The sequence below is a fragment of the Mycolicibacterium novocastrense genome (assembly GCF_001499835.1).
GTDB lineage: Bacteria > Actinomycetota > Actinomycetes > Mycobacteriales > Mycobacteriaceae > Mycobacterium > Mycobacterium novocastrense.
In genome coordinates this window covers 39,680-56,035 of record NZ_LQIH01000045.1, presented here as the reverse complement: position 1 = coordinate 56,035, position 16,356 = coordinate 39,680, and the positions used below count along the sequence as shown (strand labels likewise).

21 protein-coding genes are annotated in these 16,356 nt (G+C 67.8%); 12 read left to right on the top strand and 9 right to left on the bottom strand.

Annotated elements, in window-relative coordinates; all coding sequences use genetic code 11:
- Positions 1-54 precede the first annotated feature (54 nt).
- Positions 55-528: a nuclear transport factor 2 family protein gene (locus AU072_RS22100; RefSeq protein WP_064415752.1), complete on the bottom strand. Its 474-nt coding sequence runs from the start codon at positions 526-528 to the stop codon at positions 55-57.
- Positions 525-1,325: an SDR family NAD(P)-dependent oxidoreductase gene (locus AU072_RS22095; protein ID WP_064415751.1), complete on the bottom strand. Its 801-nt coding sequence runs from the start codon at positions 1,323-1,325 to the stop codon at positions 525-527. Before AU072_RS22095 ends, AU072_RS22100 begins: the two co-directional genes overlap by 4 nt.
- Before the next feature lie 120 nt (positions 1,326-1,445).
- Between AU072_RS22095 and AU072_RS22090 the strand changes: the two genes are divergently transcribed.
- From AU072_RS22090 to AU072_RS22075, 4 genes are all read left to right on the top strand, one after another.
- Positions 1,446-2,282, top strand: a complete 837-nt coding sequence (locus tag AU072_RS22090; protein WP_064415750.1) for a DUF3097 domain-containing protein — start codon at positions 1,446-1,448, stop codon at positions 2,280-2,282.
- A 20-nt stretch (positions 2,283-2,302) separates the two neighbouring features.
- Positions 2,303-3,631: a replication-associated recombination protein A gene (locus AU072_RS22085; protein WP_064350794.1), complete on the top strand. Its 1,329-nt coding sequence runs from the start codon at positions 2,303-2,305 to the stop codon at positions 3,629-3,631.
- Between the two features lie 78 nt (positions 3,632-3,709).
- A complete protein-coding gene (locus AU072_RS22080; protein ID WP_064415749.1) occupies positions 3,710-4,084 on the top strand; it encodes an ArsR/SmtB family transcription factor in 375 nt (124 codons plus the stop codon).
- Positions 4,081-4,554: an SRPBCC family protein gene (locus AU072_RS22075; protein ID WP_064415748.1), complete on the top strand. Its 474-nt coding sequence runs from the start codon at positions 4,081-4,083 to the stop codon at positions 4,552-4,554. The genes AU072_RS22080 and AU072_RS22075 overlap by 4 nt, the downstream gene beginning before the upstream one ends.
- Positions 4,555-4,620: 66 nt before the next feature.
- Here AU072_RS22075 and AU072_RS22070 read toward each other — a convergent pair whose 3' ends face one another.
- Positions 4,621-4,929 (bottom strand): GlsB/YeaQ/YmgE family stress response membrane protein, encoded by a 309-nt coding sequence (locus tag AU072_RS22070; RefSeq protein WP_064415747.1) that lies wholly within the window; start codon positions 4,927-4,929, stop codon positions 4,621-4,623.
- 72 nt (positions 4,930-5,001) lie between these two features.
- The gene (locus AU072_RS22065) at positions 5,002-5,622 is read right to left on the bottom strand and encodes a hypothetical protein (protein ID WP_064415746.1); all 621 of its coding nucleotides are present in this window, start codon (positions 5,620-5,622) and stop codon (positions 5,002-5,004) included.
- A gap of 122 nt (positions 5,623-5,744) precedes the next feature.
- On the opposite strand from AU072_RS22065, the gene AU072_RS22060 reads away from it, so the two are divergent.
- The 8 genes from AU072_RS22060 to AU072_RS22025 all read left to right on the top strand — a co-directional run bounded on the left by AU072_RS22060 (position 5,745) and on the right by AU072_RS22025 (position 13,881).
- On the top strand, positions 5,745-6,146 hold the full coding sequence (locus tag AU072_RS22060; RefSeq protein WP_064415910.1) for a secondary thiamine-phosphate synthase enzyme YjbQ: 402 nt from the start codon (positions 5,745-5,747) through the stop codon (positions 6,144-6,146).
- Between the two features lie 147 nt (positions 6,147-6,293).
- A complete protein-coding gene (gene alaS / locus AU072_RS22055; RefSeq protein ID WP_064415745.1) occupies positions 6,294-8,990 on the top strand; it encodes an alanine--tRNA ligase in 2,697 nt (898 codons plus the stop codon).
- Positions 8,991-8,994: 4 nt separating this feature from the next.
- Positions 8,995-9,576: a Holliday junction resolvase RuvX gene (gene ruvX / locus AU072_RS22050; protein WP_064415744.1), complete on the top strand. Its 582-nt coding sequence runs from the start codon at positions 8,995-8,997 to the stop codon at positions 9,574-9,576.
- Positions 9,569-10,810, top strand: coding sequence for an endolytic transglycosylase MltG (locus AU072_RS22045; protein WP_064415743.1), 1,242 nt, complete (start codon positions 9,569-9,571; stop codon positions 10,808-10,810). The genes ruvX and AU072_RS22045 overlap by 8 nt, the downstream gene beginning before the upstream one ends.
- 13 nt (positions 10,811-10,823) lie before the next feature.
- The gene (locus AU072_RS22040; RefSeq protein WP_064415742.1) at positions 10,824-11,630 is read left to right on the top strand and encodes a shikimate dehydrogenase; all 807 of its coding nucleotides are present in this window, start codon (positions 10,824-10,826) and stop codon (positions 11,628-11,630) included.
- Positions 11,631-11,686: 56 nt separating this feature from the next.
- The gene (locus tag AU072_RS22035; protein ID WP_120271055.1) at positions 11,687-12,808 is read left to right on the top strand and encodes an esterase-like activity of phytase family protein; all 1,122 of its coding nucleotides are present in this window, start codon (positions 11,687-11,689) and stop codon (positions 12,806-12,808) included.
- A 20-nt stretch (positions 12,809-12,828) separates the two neighbouring features.
- Positions 12,829-13,350, top strand: a complete 522-nt coding sequence (locus AU072_RS22030; protein WP_064415740.1) for a hypothetical protein — start codon at positions 12,829-12,831, stop codon at positions 13,348-13,350.
- A gap of 99 nt (positions 13,351-13,449) precedes the next feature.
- Positions 13,450-13,881, top strand: coding sequence for an A24 family peptidase (locus AU072_RS22025; RefSeq protein WP_064415739.1), 432 nt, complete (start codon positions 13,450-13,452; stop codon positions 13,879-13,881).
- Here the strand turns inward: AU072_RS22025 and AU072_RS22020 are convergent.
- From AU072_RS22020 to AU072_RS22000, 5 genes are read right to left on the bottom strand one after another with little or no spacing between them, the layout of a single operon-like run.
- Positions 13,878-14,078, bottom strand: coding sequence for a CbtB domain-containing protein (locus AU072_RS22020; protein WP_064415738.1), 201 nt, complete (start codon positions 14,076-14,078; stop codon positions 13,878-13,880). The genes AU072_RS22025 and AU072_RS22020 overlap by 4 nt on opposite strands.
- Complete coding sequence (locus AU072_RS22015; RefSeq protein WP_064415737.1) at positions 14,071-14,361, bottom strand: nitrile hydratase accessory protein; 291 nt, start codon at positions 14,359-14,361, stop codon at positions 14,071-14,073. Before AU072_RS22015 ends, AU072_RS22020 begins: the two co-directional genes overlap by 8 nt.
- Positions 14,358-14,978, bottom strand: coding sequence for a nitrile hydratase subunit alpha (nthA, locus tag AU072_RS22010; RefSeq protein WP_064350781.1), 621 nt, complete (start codon positions 14,976-14,978; stop codon positions 14,358-14,360). The genes AU072_RS22015 and nthA overlap by 4 nt, the downstream gene beginning before the upstream one ends.
- Positions 14,975-15,712, bottom strand: coding sequence for a nitrile hydratase subunit beta (nthB, locus tag AU072_RS22005; RefSeq protein ID WP_064415736.1), 738 nt, complete (start codon positions 15,710-15,712; stop codon positions 14,975-14,977). The genes nthA and nthB overlap by 4 nt, the downstream gene beginning before the upstream one ends.
- On the bottom strand, positions 15,712-16,254 hold the full coding sequence (locus tag AU072_RS22000) for a DUF1097 domain-containing protein (protein WP_064415735.1): 543 nt from the start codon (positions 16,252-16,254) through the stop codon (positions 15,712-15,714). The genes nthB and AU072_RS22000 overlap by 1 nt, the downstream gene beginning before the upstream one ends.
- Positions 16,255-16,356: the final 102 nt, after the last annotated feature.

Sequence of the window (16,356 nt, the reverse complement as noted above, 5' to 3'; positions counted from 1 at the left end):
GCATGCAACACGCCGCGCAACGTCGTCATTTCGCGGTCGCTCGCGCCGGTTGAGTCACCGCCCCGCCACACCCGTGGCCAACAGCTCGCGCGCCTCGGCGCCGCCGTCGAGCTGACGGGTCCGCCGTTCGACGATGACCCACCGCCCGTCGCTGCGGCGCAACCGAAAGTGGTTGGCCCCTGCCCGGGATACCGCGAAACCGTCGTCGTGGCGCGTCACCAACAGCGACTCGCAGACCGCGACCGCATCGTCGCCGTCCACCGTGACCACCGCGGGCCCAAGGAAGTGGCAGCAACCGCGACGGATCAAACCCTGGTGGGCGCCGGAGCGCACCATCGCCGCGACCTCCTCACGGCCCGCCATGTGCCAACCCTCGACGTCGTAGCTGCCGTCGTCGGCCCAGAGGTCTGCTGCCGCATCGGCTTCGCCGGCGTCCACCAGCGGACCGTAGGACGCGATCAGCCGTTCGATCGCGCGCTCGTCCTCGATGCGGGCGAGCCGCCGCTCCAGGTCCGCCAACTCGGTCATCGGGTTCCCCTCTCGCCCAGCAGCTTCTGCATGAACTCGTGCGTGCGCAGCACTACCTTCGCGCGGTCCGGGTCGTTACGGCGTGCGACGTCGTCGGCGTTACCGCCCGCGATATGTACCGGCCCATTGGCCAACTGCTCCAGACCTTCGCGCGCCACATCGGCGGGATCGGCCACCCGCATACCGGGCACGTCGAAGTTCAAGCCCACCCGCTCCATCGCCGGTGTGCGGGTCACACCCAGGACGAGTTCGAGCACGTGCACGTCGTAGTCACGCAATTCGAGCCACAGGCTCTCGGCAAAGATCCGGCCGAACGCCTTCACCCCGCCATAGACCGTATGGCGCTCGGAGCCGAGGTAACCGGCCATCGACCCCACCATCAAGATGCCTCCGCGGCGGCGCTCACGCATCGGACGGCCGAAGTGCTGCACCAGCGCGAGCATCGTGCCGATATTCAGGTCGATCACCTTCTGAAAGTCAGCGAGGCCGGCGTCGAGGAACTGCTCGCTGCAGGTGTTGGCCCCCGCGTTGTAGATCAGCAGGCCGACCTCGACGTCACCGGTGACCGCCACGGTGCGCTCCATCGCGTCGGGTGAGGTCAGGTCGACGGCTAGGGTGCGCACCTCCACGCCGCTGCGGCGACAAGCCTCCGCCGTCTGCTCGAGCGGATCGGGCTTGCGTGCGATCAGCACGAGGTTGAAGCCCGCGCGGGCGAGCTGGTGGGCGAATTCGGCGCCGACACCTTCCGAGCCGCCGGCGATCACCGCCCAAGGTCCGTATCGAGCAAGATCCGTCACGCCCGCATTGTCGCCGACGCGCTGTCGGCTTCCGCGGGCGGACGTGGGCCACCCGACATCTCGGCGTGTCGGAAACACCTTGGGTCCGTCGACGGCGAGAGGCGGCCCTACGATCGCCCGGTGGCTGATCGATATGGCTCCGACATCCTGGCCAACAATCCGCACCCGCGTAAGGTTCGCTCCACCGAACAACCGGCCGAGATCGGGCTGGTCGTCGAGGACGCGCAGACCGGATACGTCGGCGCCATCGTCCGTGTTGAGTACGGCCGCATGGAACTGGAAGACCGCAACGGACGACGTAAGCCGTTCCCCGTCGGGCCGGGCTACCTGATCGACGGCAAGCCGGTGATCCTGACCGCGCCCCGCCGGGCCGCACCCACGACCATCCGCACCGCGTCGGGATCCGTCGCAGTGCACGGTGCGCGGGCCAAGGTCGCGCTGGCCAGCCGCATCTATGTCGAGGGCCGGCACGACGCCGAACTCGTCGAACAGGTCTGGGGTGACGATCTGCGGATCGAGGGCGTCGTCGTCGAACATCTCGGCGGCATCGACGATCTCGTGACCATCGTCGAGGACTTCCGGCCCGGGCCCGGCCGCCGCCTCGGCGTGCTCGTCGACCACCTGGTCTCGGGGTCGAAGGAGGCACGCATCGCGGACGCGGTCCGGCGCGGCCCCGGCGGCGCCCACACCCTGGTCGTCGGGCACCCGTTCATCGACATCTGGCAGGCCGTCAAGCCCGAGCGGCTCGGCGTCGAGACGTGGCCCGTCATTCCGAAGGGCATCGATTGGAAGACGGGCGTGTGCCGCGCGCTCGGGTGGCCCGCCGCCGGTCAGGCCGACATCGCACGGGCGTGGCAGCGCATCCGCGGGCGGGTGCGGGACTGGAACGACCTCGAGCCCGCGCTGATCGGGCGGGTCGAGGAGCTGATCGACTTCGTGACGCAACCCGCGTCGTGACGGCGTGGTAAGCAGAAGGCGTGTCCGACGGTCTGTTCGACGTCCCCGGCGAGGCTCCCACGCCCGCGGCCGGGCCCGTCGGCGCGTCGTCGCCTTTGGCGGTGCGGATGCGCCCGGCCACGCTCGACGAGGTGGTCGGCCAGGACCACCTGCTGCAGGCCGGCTCTCCGCTGCGCCGGATGGTCGAGGGCTCGGGTGCCGCCTCGGTCATCCTCTACGGCCCGCCCGGTACCGGTAAGACCACGCTGGCGTCGCTGATCTCACAAGCCACCGGGCGCCGGTTCGAGGCCCTGTCGGCGCTGTCGGCGGGCGTCAAAGAGGTGCGCGCCGTGATCGACGTCGCCAGGCGCGCGGCCGCATACGGCGAGCAGACCGTGCTGTTCATCGACGAGGTGCACCGCTTCTCCAAGACGCAGCAGGACGCCCTGCTGTCCGCGGTCGAGAACCGTGTCGTCGCTCTGGTCGCCGCCACCACCGAGAACCCCTCGTTCTCGGTGGTGGCTCCGCTGCTCTCGCGGTCGCTGATCCTGCAGCTGCAACCCCTCGACGCCGATGCGGTGCGCACGCTGGTCCGCCGCGCCATCGACGACCCTCGCGGACTAGCCGGCAAGGTCAGCGTCACCGACGAGGCTGTCGACCTTCTGGTCGCGCTGTCGGCCGGCGACGCCCGCCGGGCGCTGACCGCGCTCGAGGTCGCGGCCGAAGCGGGGGAGGCCGTGACGGTCGAGACCATCGAGCAATCCCTGGACAAGGCCGCCGTTCGCTACGACCGCGACGGGGATCAGCACTACGACGTGATCAGCGCGTTCATCAAGTCCGTCCGCGGATCCGATGTCGACGCCGCGCTGCACTATCTGTCCCGGATGCTGGTCGCGGGGGAGGACCCGCGCTTTGTGGCGCGCCGGCTGATGATCTTGGCCAGCGAGGACATCGGGATGGCCGATCCGACCGCCTTGCAGACCGCCGTGGCCGCAGCGCAGACCGTGCAGTTGATCGGCATGCCCGAAGCCCAACTCACGCTCGCGCACGCCACGGTTCATCTCGCGACAGCCCCGAAGTCCAACGCCGTGACCACCGCGCTGGGGGCGGCGATGGCCGACATCCGGGCGGGTAAGGCCGGTTTGGTGCCGCCGCATCTGCGCGACGGCCACTACTCGGGCGCGGAGAAGCTGGGCAACGCGGTCGGCTACAAATACAGCCACGACGATCCGGACGGCGTTGTGCCGCAACAGTATCCGCCCGATGAACTGGTCGGCGTCGACTACTACAAGCCGACGTCGCACGGCGTCGAGCGGGAGATCGCCGCCCGGCTCGACAAGCTGCGCGCGATCATCCGTCGCAAGCGCTGACCTCGGCCATTGACATACCTTGAGCGTCGCTCTACCTTGGTATTCAACCATCGAGTTGATCAATCAAAGGATTGATAATTGGAGCGTGATGACGATGCAGACTCTGCGCTCGACCGCGCCTTCCTGGCGCTGGCCGACCCCGTCCGGCGAGCCATCGTGGCGCGGCTCTCGCGGGGACCCGCCACGGTCAACGAGCTCGCGGAGCCCTTCGAGATCACCAAACAGGCGGTGTCCAAACACATTCAGGTGCTCGAGCACGCCGGCCTGGTCACCAGAACCCGCGAGGCTCAGCGCAGGCCCGTGCACCTGGACGCCGCCGCGCTGGAGCGGCTCACCGCATGGATCGACCGGTACCGGCTCGACGCCGAACGCAGCTACCGCCGGCTGGATGCCTTGCTGGCTGAGATGACCGACACACCAACCCACACACCAGAGGAAGGAACCGACACATGAGCAACGCATTGGATCTCACCGCCCCCGTGGACACCCTGGCCATGGAGTTCACCCGGGAGTTCGACGCACCCGTCGACGCTCTGTTCCGCGCACACGCCGAGCCCGACCTGCTCAAGCGATGGCTCGGCCCGCGCGGACTGGAGATGACGATCGAGGAATGGCAGTTCAAGAGCCACGGCGGATATCGATACGTGCACAAGGACCAGAGCGGCGCATACGGCTTCAACGGCACATTCCACACCGTCCGGGAAAACGAGTTCATCCTGCAGACGTTCGAGTTCGACGGGGCGCCCGATCAGGTCAACATCGAATACCTGTGGTTCGAGGATCTCGGCGGCGGCCGCAGCCGGTTGCGTGGCCGGTCGATCTGCCCGACCGTCGAGGCCCGCGACGCGCTGCTGTCCTCCGGAATGGAGGGCGGGATGACAGAGGGCTATGAGAAGCTCGACGAACTGCTGGCCGCCCTATGACAGGCGCTGCGACAGAAGCGATCCCGGCTGCCGGGGGGTGCAGCCGGGATCGCCTGGGTGGTTTCGCTAGCGCAGCACGCCGCCGCGGCGGCCACCCGTCACGCCGGTGCGCCTGCGGCCCATGAGCGCGGACACCAGCGCCACGCCGATCACGGCGACGACGACCTGGCAGAGCAACTCGATCCAGTCGACGCCACTTGTGGCGGTCGGAAGACCCAGCGCCCGCGCGATCGCGGTGCCGATCAGAGCCGAGACGATACCCACCAGAACGGTGACGATGATGCCGATGGGCTGCCTGCCGGGCAGGATCAGGCGGGCGAGCACGCCGACCACTGCGCCGATGAGAATCGCGGTGATAACGCCGGTGACGGTCATGGTTCCTCCAGGGTCTCGGGGTGCAGCTGACATACCCCGACACCGACGTCAATAAACGGATCGACGACTGGATCAGACCATTTCCGGGATGCGCAGGTGGGCGAGTACCAGATCGAACTCGCCCACATCGACGATGTCGGCGCCCAGTTCGCGGGTGCGGGCGTTGCGCAGTTCCCTGGCCTGCTCGCGGTTTTCCGCCATGGCTTCACGACTGTCGAACGTCGCCGACGACACGGCGCGCCCCGATTCGGGGTTGATCAGATAGCTGGCGCTGCAGAAGCCGTCCAGTGCCTCCAGGGCCGGCAGCACATCGGTCTTGTAGAACTCGATCGAGCGTGCGATGTGCTCGCGCGGCACCCTCAGCCAGGTGGCCCGGACGCAGGCGCCCTCTGCCGAGCGGTGATCGCGGTGCATGACGCCGAGCTGCCACTGATCGACGGTCGCCTCACCGCCGAGGACCTCGGCGGCGCGATCGCGCAGCGGTGCCGCCCGCTCGGCGCTGGTCCGCAACGCGTCCTCGGAGTCCCAGGCGCTGGTCGCGATGCAGTGGCCGGATTCTCGATCCGCCAACAGCGACAAGCCGACGAACCCGTCGATCGCTTCGAGTGCGGGCAGGACCTCGGACCGGATGAACGCGACGCCGTCGTCGATCAACGAAGGTCGTGCGTGGACGGTGGTGGAACGTGCGTACACGGCCGACCCCCTTTGCTCGGGGCAGCGCCCCAGCGGCGCCGCCGGACCACCTCCCAGCTTCCTCCTGGGGGGTGGTCGATTCAATGGACGATTCGGCCGAGAAGCCTCGTACCCTCGGTGACGTGGATACCGACGTGATCGACATCGAGACCGGCCAGCGCCGCATCATCGACCTGACCGACGAGGTGCGCTCGTTCTGCGGTCGCCGCGGCGACGGCTTGTGCAGCGTCTTCGTGCCGCACGCGACGGCGGGTGTGGCGATCATCGAGACGGGTGCGGGTTCCGACGACGATCTCGTCGACACCCTCGAGAACCTGCTCCCGCGCGACGACCGCTACCGGCACTCGCACGGCTCGCCGGGACATGGTGCCGATCATGTGCTGCCCGCCCTGGTGTCGCCGTCGGTGACCATCCCCGTGCAGGACGGCGAGCCGTTGCTCGGCACCTGGCAGAGCATCGTGCTCGTCGACCTCAACCGCGACAATCCGCAACGCAAGGTCCGACTGAGCTTCATCGACGGGTGACGTGACGTCGGTGACACCCGACCGAGTCTGACCTGGGCACCGCCGACGCTGCCCGTTCGTTGTCTTTTCAGCGTGACAACGGCGACCGGTACTGTAGTGCGGTCGAATAGTCGCAGGTATCAGCGAAACTTCAAGGATGTATCAGACGTGCAGACACACGAGATCAGGAAGCGTTTCCTCGATCACTTCGTGAAGGCGGGCCACACCGAGGTGCCGAGCGCCTCGGTGATCCTGGACGACCCGAATCTGCTGTTCGTCAACGCCGGCATGGTCCAGTTCGTGCCGTACTTCCTGGGGCAGCAGGCTCCGCCGTGGAAGCGGGCCACCAGCATCCAGAAGTGCATCCGCACGCCCGATATCGACGAGGTCGGCGTCACCACCCGCCACAACACCTTCTTCCAGATGGCGGGCAACTTCTCGTTCGGCGACTACTTCAAGAAGGGCGCCATCGAGTTCGCGTGGACGCTGCTGACCAACCCGGTTGAACAAGGCGGATACGGGCTGGACCCCGAGCGGCTGTGGGCCACCGTCTACCTCGACGACGACGAGGCGATGGATCTGTGGCAGGAGGTCGCCGGGCTCCCGGCCGAGCGCATCCAGCGCCGCGGGATGGCCGACAACTACTGGTCGATGGGTATTCCCGGGCCGTGCGGTCCGTCATCAGAGATCTATTACGACAGGGGACCCGAGTACGGCGTCGAGGGCGGTCCGATCGCCAACGAGGACCGCTACATCGAGATCTGGAATCTCGTGTTCATGCAGAACGAGCGCGGCGAGGGCACCTCCAAGGAGGACTTCGAGATCCTCGGGCCGCTGCCGCGCAAGAACATCGACACCGGGATGGGCGTCGAGCGGGTGGCGTGCCTGCTGCAGGGTGTGGACAACGTCTACGAGACCGACCTGCTGCGTCCGGCCATCGACCTGATGGCCGCGCACGCCCCGCGCGGCTACGGGCAGGGCATCCACACCGACGATGTGCGGTACCGCATCATCGCCGACCACAGCCGCACGGCGGCGATCATCATCGGCGACGGTGTGAGCCCGGGTAACGAGGGCCGCGGTTACGTGTTGCGTCGCCTGCTGCGCCGGATCATCCGCGCCGCGAAACTTCTCGGCGTCGAACAGCCGATCATGGCCGACCTGATGACCACCGTGCGCGACGCGATGGGCCCGTCGTACCCGGAACTGGCCGAAGACTTCGACCGCATCCAACGCATCGCCGTGGCCGAGGAGACCGCGTTCAACCGGACGCTGGCCTCCGGCTCGCGGTTGTTCGACGAGGCGGCCGGCGCGACGAAGGCCAAGGGAGCCACGGTGCTGTCCGGCTCGGATGCCTTCACGCTGCACGACACCTACGGATTCCCGATCGAGCTCACCTTGGAGATGGCGGCCGAACACGGTCTGTCCGTCGACGAGGAAGGCTTCCGCGGCCTGATGGCCGAGCAGCGCCAACGCGCGAAGGCCGACGCCGCGGCGCGCAAGCAGGCGCACTCGGACCTGTCGGCGTACCGTGACCTGGTCGACGCGGGTCCTACCGAGTTCACCGGATTCGACGAATTATCCTCCGAGGCAAGGATTCTCGGTATCTTCGTCGATGGTGAGCGCGTACCCGTCGTGAGCCACGACGGGGGCGGCCCGCCACCGGACCGCGTCGAGTTGATCCTCGACCGCACACCCTTCTACGCCGAGTCCGGCGGCCAGATCGCCGATGAGGGCACGATCAGCGGATCGGGCGCCTCCACCGCGGCCAAGGCGGCGGTCACCGACGTGCAGAAGATCGCGAAGACATTGTGGTCGCATCGCGTCCACGTGGAGTCCGGCGAGTTCGTCGAGGGCGACACGGTCGTCGCCGCGGTCGACCCGAAGTGGCGCCACGGTGCCACGCAGGGACACTCCGGGACCCACATGGTGCACGCCGCGCTGCGGCAGGTGCTGGGGCCCAACGCTGTTCAGGCCGGCTCGTTGAACAGGCCCGGGTATCTGCGCTTCGACTTCAACTGGCAGGGCCCGCTCTCGGAGGACCAGCGCAGCCAGATTGAAGAGGTGACCAACGAGGCGGTCGAAGCCGACCACGAGGTGCACACGTTCACCACCGAGTTGGACAAGGCCAAGGCGATGGGCGCCATAGCGCTGTTCGGCGAGCAGTACCCCGAACAGGTCCGCGTGGTCGAGATCGGGGGACCGTTCTCGCTGGAGCTGTGCGGCGGCACCCACGTGCACAACTCCGCGCAGATCGGTCCGGTCACCATCCTCGGTGAGTCGTCGGTCGGCTCCGGCGTGCGCCGGGTGGAGGCATACGTCGGCCTCGAGTCGTTCCGCCACCTGGCCAAGGAACGGGCGTTGATGGCGGGACTGGCCTCGACGCTGAAGGTGCCCTCCGACGAGGTGCCTGCGCGAGTGGCGAACCTGGTCGAGCGGCTGCGGGCGGCCGAGAAAGAGCTGGACCGGTTGCGCCTGGCCAATGCGCGTGCCGCGGCAGCCAATGCCGCCGCCGGCGCAGAACTTGTCGGTAAGGTCCGTCTCGTGGCGCAGCGCATGGCCAGTGGGATGTCGGCCGGTGATCTGCGCACGCTGGTCGGCGATGTGCGCGGCAAGCTGGGCAGCGATCCCGCCGTTGTCGCGTTGATCGCCGAGGGCGAGAACGACAGCGTCCCGTTCGTGGTCGCGGTCAATCCGGCCGCCCAAGACCTCGGATTCCGGGCCAACGATCTGGTGAAGACGTTGGGTGCGGCGGTCGACGGCCGCGGCGGCGGAAAGGCCGATCTGGCACAGGGTTCCGGCAAGGGGGCGGCAGGCATCGACGCGGCGCTGGCCGCGCTCCGCGCAGAGATCGACCGAGGCTAGCGGCGTGGATTCCACACCGGCGGGAGACGATCCGCACGCGCGGGGGGCATCAGGCGACCGTCGGCCGGATCGGCCCGGGGAGTCACTGAACCCGCCGGATCCGGGTCGCGGACGCCGGATCGGCATCGACGTCGGCAGCGTGCGGATCGGCGTGGCCGCCAGCGATCCGGACGGCATCCTGGCCACCCCCGTCGAGACCGTCCGTCGCGACCGCACCAACCGGCACATCCGGCGGCTCACCGGGTTGGTCAAGGACCTGGATGCCGTGGAGGTCGTGGTGGGGTTGCCGCGCACGCTCGCCGATCGATCGGGGTCCTCGGCTCAGGACGCCGTCGCGCTGGCCGACGCGTTGGCCGAACGGATCGCGCCGACACCGGTGCGACTCGCCGACGAACGACTCACTACGGTGGTGGCTCAACGCTCGCTGCGGGATGCCGGTGTGCGCGCCAGAGGCCAGCGCTCGGTGATCGACCAGGCGGCGGCGGTGGGCATTCTGCAGAACTGGTTGGACCAGCGGCGTGAAGCGGCGCGCACGCGAGGAGCGGGTCAGCACGTTGCCGCGCATGGAGAGGTCGGGGATGACTAACCATTGGGGCGGCGAGCGGGCCGAACCGGTTGCGGTGGGCCCGCCGCGGCGCCGGATGACCCGCGCGGAGCGGATCCGGGCCGCTCGCAACCGGCGCAAGCGCCGCGTGGCGGGTGGTTTGGCCGTCGGCCTGCTGATCGTGGTCGTCATCGGCGCGGTGTTCCTGGGTTCCAAGCTGTGGCACTCACTGTTCGGCGGCAACGACTTCACCGGTGAGGGCGTCGCGGATGTCGTGATCCAGGTGCATGACGGCGACTCGACGACCGCCATCGGCAAGACGTTGCAGGAGCACAACATCGTCGCGACCGCCAGCGTGTTCGTCGACGCCGCCGAGGGCAACGACGCGATATCGGCGATCCAGCCGGGCTTCTACAAGATGCGGACCGAGATTCCGGCGGCCAATGCCGTTGCGCGGCTTTCGGATCCGAAGAACCGGGTCGGCAAGCTGACCATCCCCGAAGGGCGCCAGCTCGACGATGTGCGTGATGTCAAGACCAACGCGGTCACCGAGGGCATCCTCACGCTGATCTCCCGAGCGACGTGTGTCGACCTCGACGGTGAGCGGCACTGCGTGTCCGCGGACGCGTTGAAGAACGTGGCTGCGACGGCGGCGCCGGCATCGCTCGGTGTGGCCGACTGGGCCCTCGGCCCCGTCCAGGCGATGGGTGACGACCATCGCCGCCTCGAGGGGTTGATCGCCGCGGGCACGTGGAACATCGACCCGTCGGCCCAGCCACAGGAGATCCTGACGAATCTGATCTCCACCAGCGCAACGCAATACGCCAACGGTGGACTGCTCGAGACGGCCGCGGCCATGGACATGTCGCCCTACGAGATCCTGATCGTCGGCTCACTGGTGCAGCGGGAGTCGACACCGGAGGACTTCTCGAAGGTGGCGCGCGTCATCTACAACCGGCTGGCCGAGAACCGCACGCTCGAGTTCGACTCGACGGTGAACTATCCGCTCGACCGCATCGAGGTGGCCACCACCGACGCCGACCGCGCGCAGCACAACGACTGGAACACCTATGTGCGGCCCGGCCTTCCGGCGACCCCGATCTGTTCGCCGAGCACCGCGGCGTTGACCGCTGCGGAGAACCCGGCGCCGGGGGACTGGCTGTACTTCGTCACCATCGACATGCAGGGCACGACGTTGTTCACCCGCGACTACCCGCAGCACCTCGCGAACATCGAGCTCGCCCGGCGCAACGGTGTGCTCGATTCGGCGCGGTGAGCGCAGTAGCGCGGTGAGTCCGGGCCGAAAGGCGGCGGTGCTCGGCTCGCCGATCGCGCATTCGCGTTCTCCGCAGTTGCATCTCGCGGCGTACCGGGCGCTGGGCCTGTCCGACTGGACCTACGAGCGCATCGAATGCACGGCGCAACAGCTGCCGGGCCTGGTCGGTGGGCTCGGACCGGAGTGGGTCGGCTTGTCGGTCACCATGCCCGGTAAGTTCGCCGCGCTCCAGGTCGCCGACGAGCGCACGGCGCGCGCGGAACTGGTCGGCTCGGCGAACACGCTGGTGCGCACCGATACCGGCTGGCGGGCCGACAACACCGACATCGACGGGGTGAGCGGCGCCCTGGGCGAGGCGCCTGCCCAACACGGTGTGGTCATCGGGTCGGGCGGCACGGCGCCGGCGGCCATCGTCGCGCTGGCCGAACGCGGCGTCGCCAGGATCACCGTGATCGCGCGTGATCCGAACAAGGCCGCTCCGCTGGTGGACCTGGCGACGCGGGTCGGCGCCGACGCCCGATGGGTCGACATCAACGGAACCGGCCTGGCCGCGGCCGCGGCCGACGCAGACCTGATGATCAACACGATTCCGGCCGACGTCGCCGCGGCCTATGCCCCCGCGCTCGCCGTCGTCCCGCTGCTGCTCGACGCGATCTACGATCCCTGGCCGACCCCGCTGGCCACCGCGGTGCAGGACACCGGTGGACAGGTGATCAGCGGCCTGCAGATGCTGCTGCACCAGGCGTTCGCACAGGTCGAACTCTTCACCGGGATGCCGGCGCCGAAAGAGGCGATGCGGGCCGCGCTGCGTGATCGATGATCACCGGTCTGCCGGCAGTGGTGAACGTGCTCGCCCGGTCTGGCGTTGGTAAGGGTATGAACTCAGCCGGCAAGGCCGCTCTCTCGGTGACCACGGCAGCGATCCTGTCCGCGACGCCGCCCGTTGCCCATGCCTCGGCGCCGCAATACCTGGGTCAGTGGCAGGCGCCCCGCGGCGCGGTCTTCGACAGCACCGTGATCGGAGGTCTCTCCGGGATCAGTTACGACCCGCAGCGCGACCTGTACTACACGATCAGTGACGACAAGTCCGACCATGGCACGGTTCGGTTCTACAGCGTTCGACTGAATGTCTCCGACGGTGGTGTCGACGGCGGTCACTTCGTCAGCAAGCACGACCTGCTCGACGAATCGGGACAACCCTTCGGCCCCAACGACATGTCCGTCGAGCCGCCGGTGCTGGCGCCCGACGCCGAGGCGATCGCCTTCGACGGTGCGCGCGAGCAGTTGTATTGGACCTCCGAAGGATTCGTCGCCGACGGTGACGACACCGGCCCGGCAGGACTGTTGCAGCCCTGGATCAGGATCGCCGGCCTCGACGGTACGTACCGCGGGGAATTCGTCATGCCGCCAGGGATCTCCCTGTCGGCCGACGAGACCAGCGGCCCTCGTCCCAACGGGGTGCTCGAGGGGCTGTCGCTCACGCCCGACGGCCGCTACCTGTTCGCGGCCATGGAGCACTCGCTGTACCAGGACGGCCCCACCGCAGACGAGCAGACAGCCGGGCAGATCCGCATCACCAAGTTCGACGTCGAGTCGAGGACGGCCGTCGCGCAGTATGTCTATCGGGTGGAACGCGCGGCGCCGCGAACCGGCAAGAACGGTGTGCCCGACATCCTGGCCTTCTCGGAGAGCTCACTGCTGGTCATCGAACGCGCAGCCAATCTTCCCCATGCCGTCGGGGTCGCGCTCTACCGCGCTGATGTCGGCAACGCCACCGACGTGCTGGGGATGCCCTCGTTGAACGAAGCGTCGGTCACACCGATGGCCAAGTCGCTGGCCGTTGACCTCAATGCCCTCGACGAACTCGAGCCGCTCGACAACGTCGAAGGAATCACTCAGGGTCCTGTGCTGCCCGACGGCCGCCGATCCGTCGTCCTGGTCAGCGACGACAATTTCCAGCCGTTCGAAGTGACCCAGTTCCTGGCGTTCGCGCTGTAACGGCGACCGGGAGCAACACCGTGGGCATGCCGTATCAGTACGACAACCGCGTTCAAGAGTCGGCGCGCCAGTGGCAGACACTTCAGCTTGCCGTGTTGGGCTTCGTCGGCCTGTGCGGCGTTCTCACCGGCGATGATTCGGGTCGGCGCCGCCCGCACTGGCTGCAGGAGATCGGCGCTGTGAGCGCGTTCGCCGGTTTCGTGCTGGCTGTCGCGGGGATCTTTCTCGTCGCCACGATCGCACACCCTGTCATCGGGCAGCCCCGTCTCGGTCCGGCCACCATTTCGCGACTGCGCGTGGGGATCACATTCACGTTCGCCGCGGCCGCGCTGACCGCGGTGGCGGCGTTGACCTGGTGGTGGCCGCAGTCGCGCAGCGAGGCGCCGACCGCGCCCAAGATAGAGGTGACGACCTCGCAGGGCTCGGTGTGTGGAGTTCCGGTGCCCGGCCGCACCGGAGCGGTTCATCTCGACGCCGAAGGCGAGCGGTTCGTGATCCCGTTGCGACGGCTGCTGGCCATCACTGCCGTCGAGACGTGTTGAGGCGCACCAGGCCACGACACCCAGGTCGAGCGGTTCACCGCAACACCCGCGCTCAAAGAAGTGATGAGCGCGGCGCCGGAACGCCGTTAGCCTTCAGTCGTGGGGGCGGGGGTCTGCGGTGTCGTCGCGCTGGTGTGGCTGGTGACGCTGAGCGTGTTCGACGTCACGCAGCGTCGGCTGCCCAACTGGCTGACGCTGCCGGGCGCCCTGGTGATCGTGGCGGTCGCGTTCGTGGCGGAACGCGGTGTTGCCGCCTCGATCGGCGCCCTGGCACTGTTCCTCGTCTACCTGATCGTGCACCTGCTCGCGCCGACGGCGATGGGCGCGGGGGACGTCAAACTCGCCATTGGTCTCGGAGCGCTGACCGGTTCATTCGGTGTCGACGTGTGGACCCTCGCCGCGCTCACAGCACCGCTGGTGACGGCCACATGGGCCGTCGTCGCCGTGATGTGCCGTTCGAAAAGCACCGTCCCACACGGCCTGTCGATGTGTCTGGCCGCTGCGACCGCCACCGCTCTCGTGGTGACCTAGTGGCAGGGGAACCCGAGAAGATGGCGCGCGTCGTGCACGAACTCGTGGATGTGGGTGTCCGAGCCGAAGATCGAGGTCGCACCCTGGTCGAGGCCGACGAGGTACAGCACCATCAACGCCAGGAACGCCGTGCCGGTCAACCACGCGGTGGCGGTCAGCGCGCTGACCTCGATGCGGGTGGCGGTCGCCTCAGTCATGGCTGTCTCCTGTCATGCGGGCCGGCGCGGTCAGCAGATGGTGATCGTGAATCACCTTCTCCAGCGCGCTGACCCAGTGGTCGTAGTACTGCCAGTCGCCGCGCTCGGTTTCGGGCATGTCCTCCCACCGCCCGATCGTCTCGATCAGGCTCTGCTGGAAGTCGACCCAATCGAAGTGGCGGAATTCCGACAGGGCCAGTGCCAGGCCGAACGCCCGGCGCTGCCAGTCGTGATCGAACTGCGGCGCGGCCTGGTCGGTGGTGCAGGTTTCGTGCAGGCTCATGAGACCGGTCCCGCCAGCGCCACACCCATCATCGATTCGGTCGTGACCAGCTCCATCAATTCTTCGTCGGTGAATTCTTCTGTGCCGGAGGGACGTTCGGGGATGACGAACCACCGTGAGTGACCGCTGCTGTCCCACACCTTGATCTCGGTGTCCTCGGGTAGGTCGACGCCGATCTCGGCGAGCACCTTGCGCGGTTCGCGTGCCGCCCGCGAACGGAACACGGGGTCCTTGTACCAGTACGGCGGCAGACCGAGCACCGGCCACGGGAAGCACGAACACAGCGTGCAGATGACGAGGTTGTGCACACCGGGCGAGTTGGCCACGGCCTGCAGATGCTCACCCTCGGCGCCGGCCATGCCCTCGGGCAGCTCGAGTTCGGCGATGGCCGCAGGTGTGTCGACCACGATGCGAGCCGCGAACTCCGGGTCGGTCCATGCCTTCACCACGATCTTGCGGCCGTTGAGCGGTGTCATCTCCGATTCGAAGTACGACAACACCTTGTCCACGGTCTGGTTGGTGATCACACCCTTCTCGATCAGAAGCGATTCCAGTGCCGCGACTTTGGCAGCGCTGGACAGCTCGCGGTCCTCGGGGTAGTGGAACTGGTCGCTCATCGCGCTCCTTCCAGGTAGGCCTCGAACAACTCGGCGTAGATGGTCAGCGGACCGTCCTCGGCGCGCTCACCGAACAAGTCCAGCGGATCGAACGCGACGATGTAGATCGGCATCGGGTCACCGATGCCGTCGCCGGTGTGGGTGAAGTACGCGTAGTCGCCCTCGAAGATCCGCTCGACGGTGCCGATGCGGCCACGCAGATAGCCGGGTAGGCGGGTGTGGGCGGCGGCGGGCACGTTGGTGATGCGCACGCTGTCACCGACGGCGAACTTCGGATGCGCGACGTCGCGGCGTGGGCTGTCGCCGCGGCGCAGATAGTCGACGACCTGCTCGTCGATCGCCGGCGCCGGATCGGTGAGGGCAGGGGCGGCATCCACGGCCAATTCCTCTTTGCGCGCGGACAATTCGTCCTCGGTCACGTAGCCCTTGTCGATGAAGAACTGTGTGATGCCGCCCAGCCACTTTTCGTAGTAGCGGAACTTGAAGTAGTCGAACGGGTTCATCGCCTCGGCGCCGGTGCGCAGATCGGCCCACGTCCACTCGTCCTTGAACGCGGTCGGCACCGTGTCGATCGGGTACTGCGGAAGCGCGGATCCGAGGTGGTTCGACAGCCCCATCATCGCGACGTGGATACCGAAGATCCGCTTCTCCCACTCTTCGACGAAGACCCGCTTCTCGAAGGTGAGCGGTTCGGGCAGCCCCTCGAGGCCGCCGAGGTAGTGCTGCAGTTTCATTACGCGGGGCTGCCTTCCGTCGTCGGTGCAATTTCCGGGCTTGCGTGGTCGGGTTCGGTCTCGCGGGTCAACACCTTCGCGACGTACTCCGAGAGCAGCCCGAACGAGGCGCCGAGCGCACACGCCGTCGCGGCGACGAGGCCCGGATGCGATATCGACGTCACGGTGATCGCGTTGCCGGTCCCGGCCACCGTGGACACCGTGCTCGCGAAACCGACGACCACCGCCGGCGTCGTCGACAGCAGCGGCACCCAGGACGCCTGCACCATCACCGCGCTGCCGATTCCGACGGCGACCGCGACCGCCACCAGGCTGCCGCCCAACAGATGACCCGCATACAGGCTCGCCGAGGCGATCAGGACGCCGGCCAGATTGCTCGTCAGCGACCGCACCCATCCGCCGATTCCGCCGCCGACGAAGAAGAACGAGGCCCATGTCAGGAAGACCACCCAGATCGGGACCGTGATCACTTCCGCGGTCAGGGCCACCGCGAGTCCGCCGAGCACACCGATGCTCACCGTCAATGCCGATCTTGAATCCATGGATGAACTGTGCAGCCAATGTGTTTCCGCGGTGTGACGGCCGTGTTGGATTCGTGACAACGCGGGCTCGGCGAACAGCTATTGCATACTCAGGGTATGTTA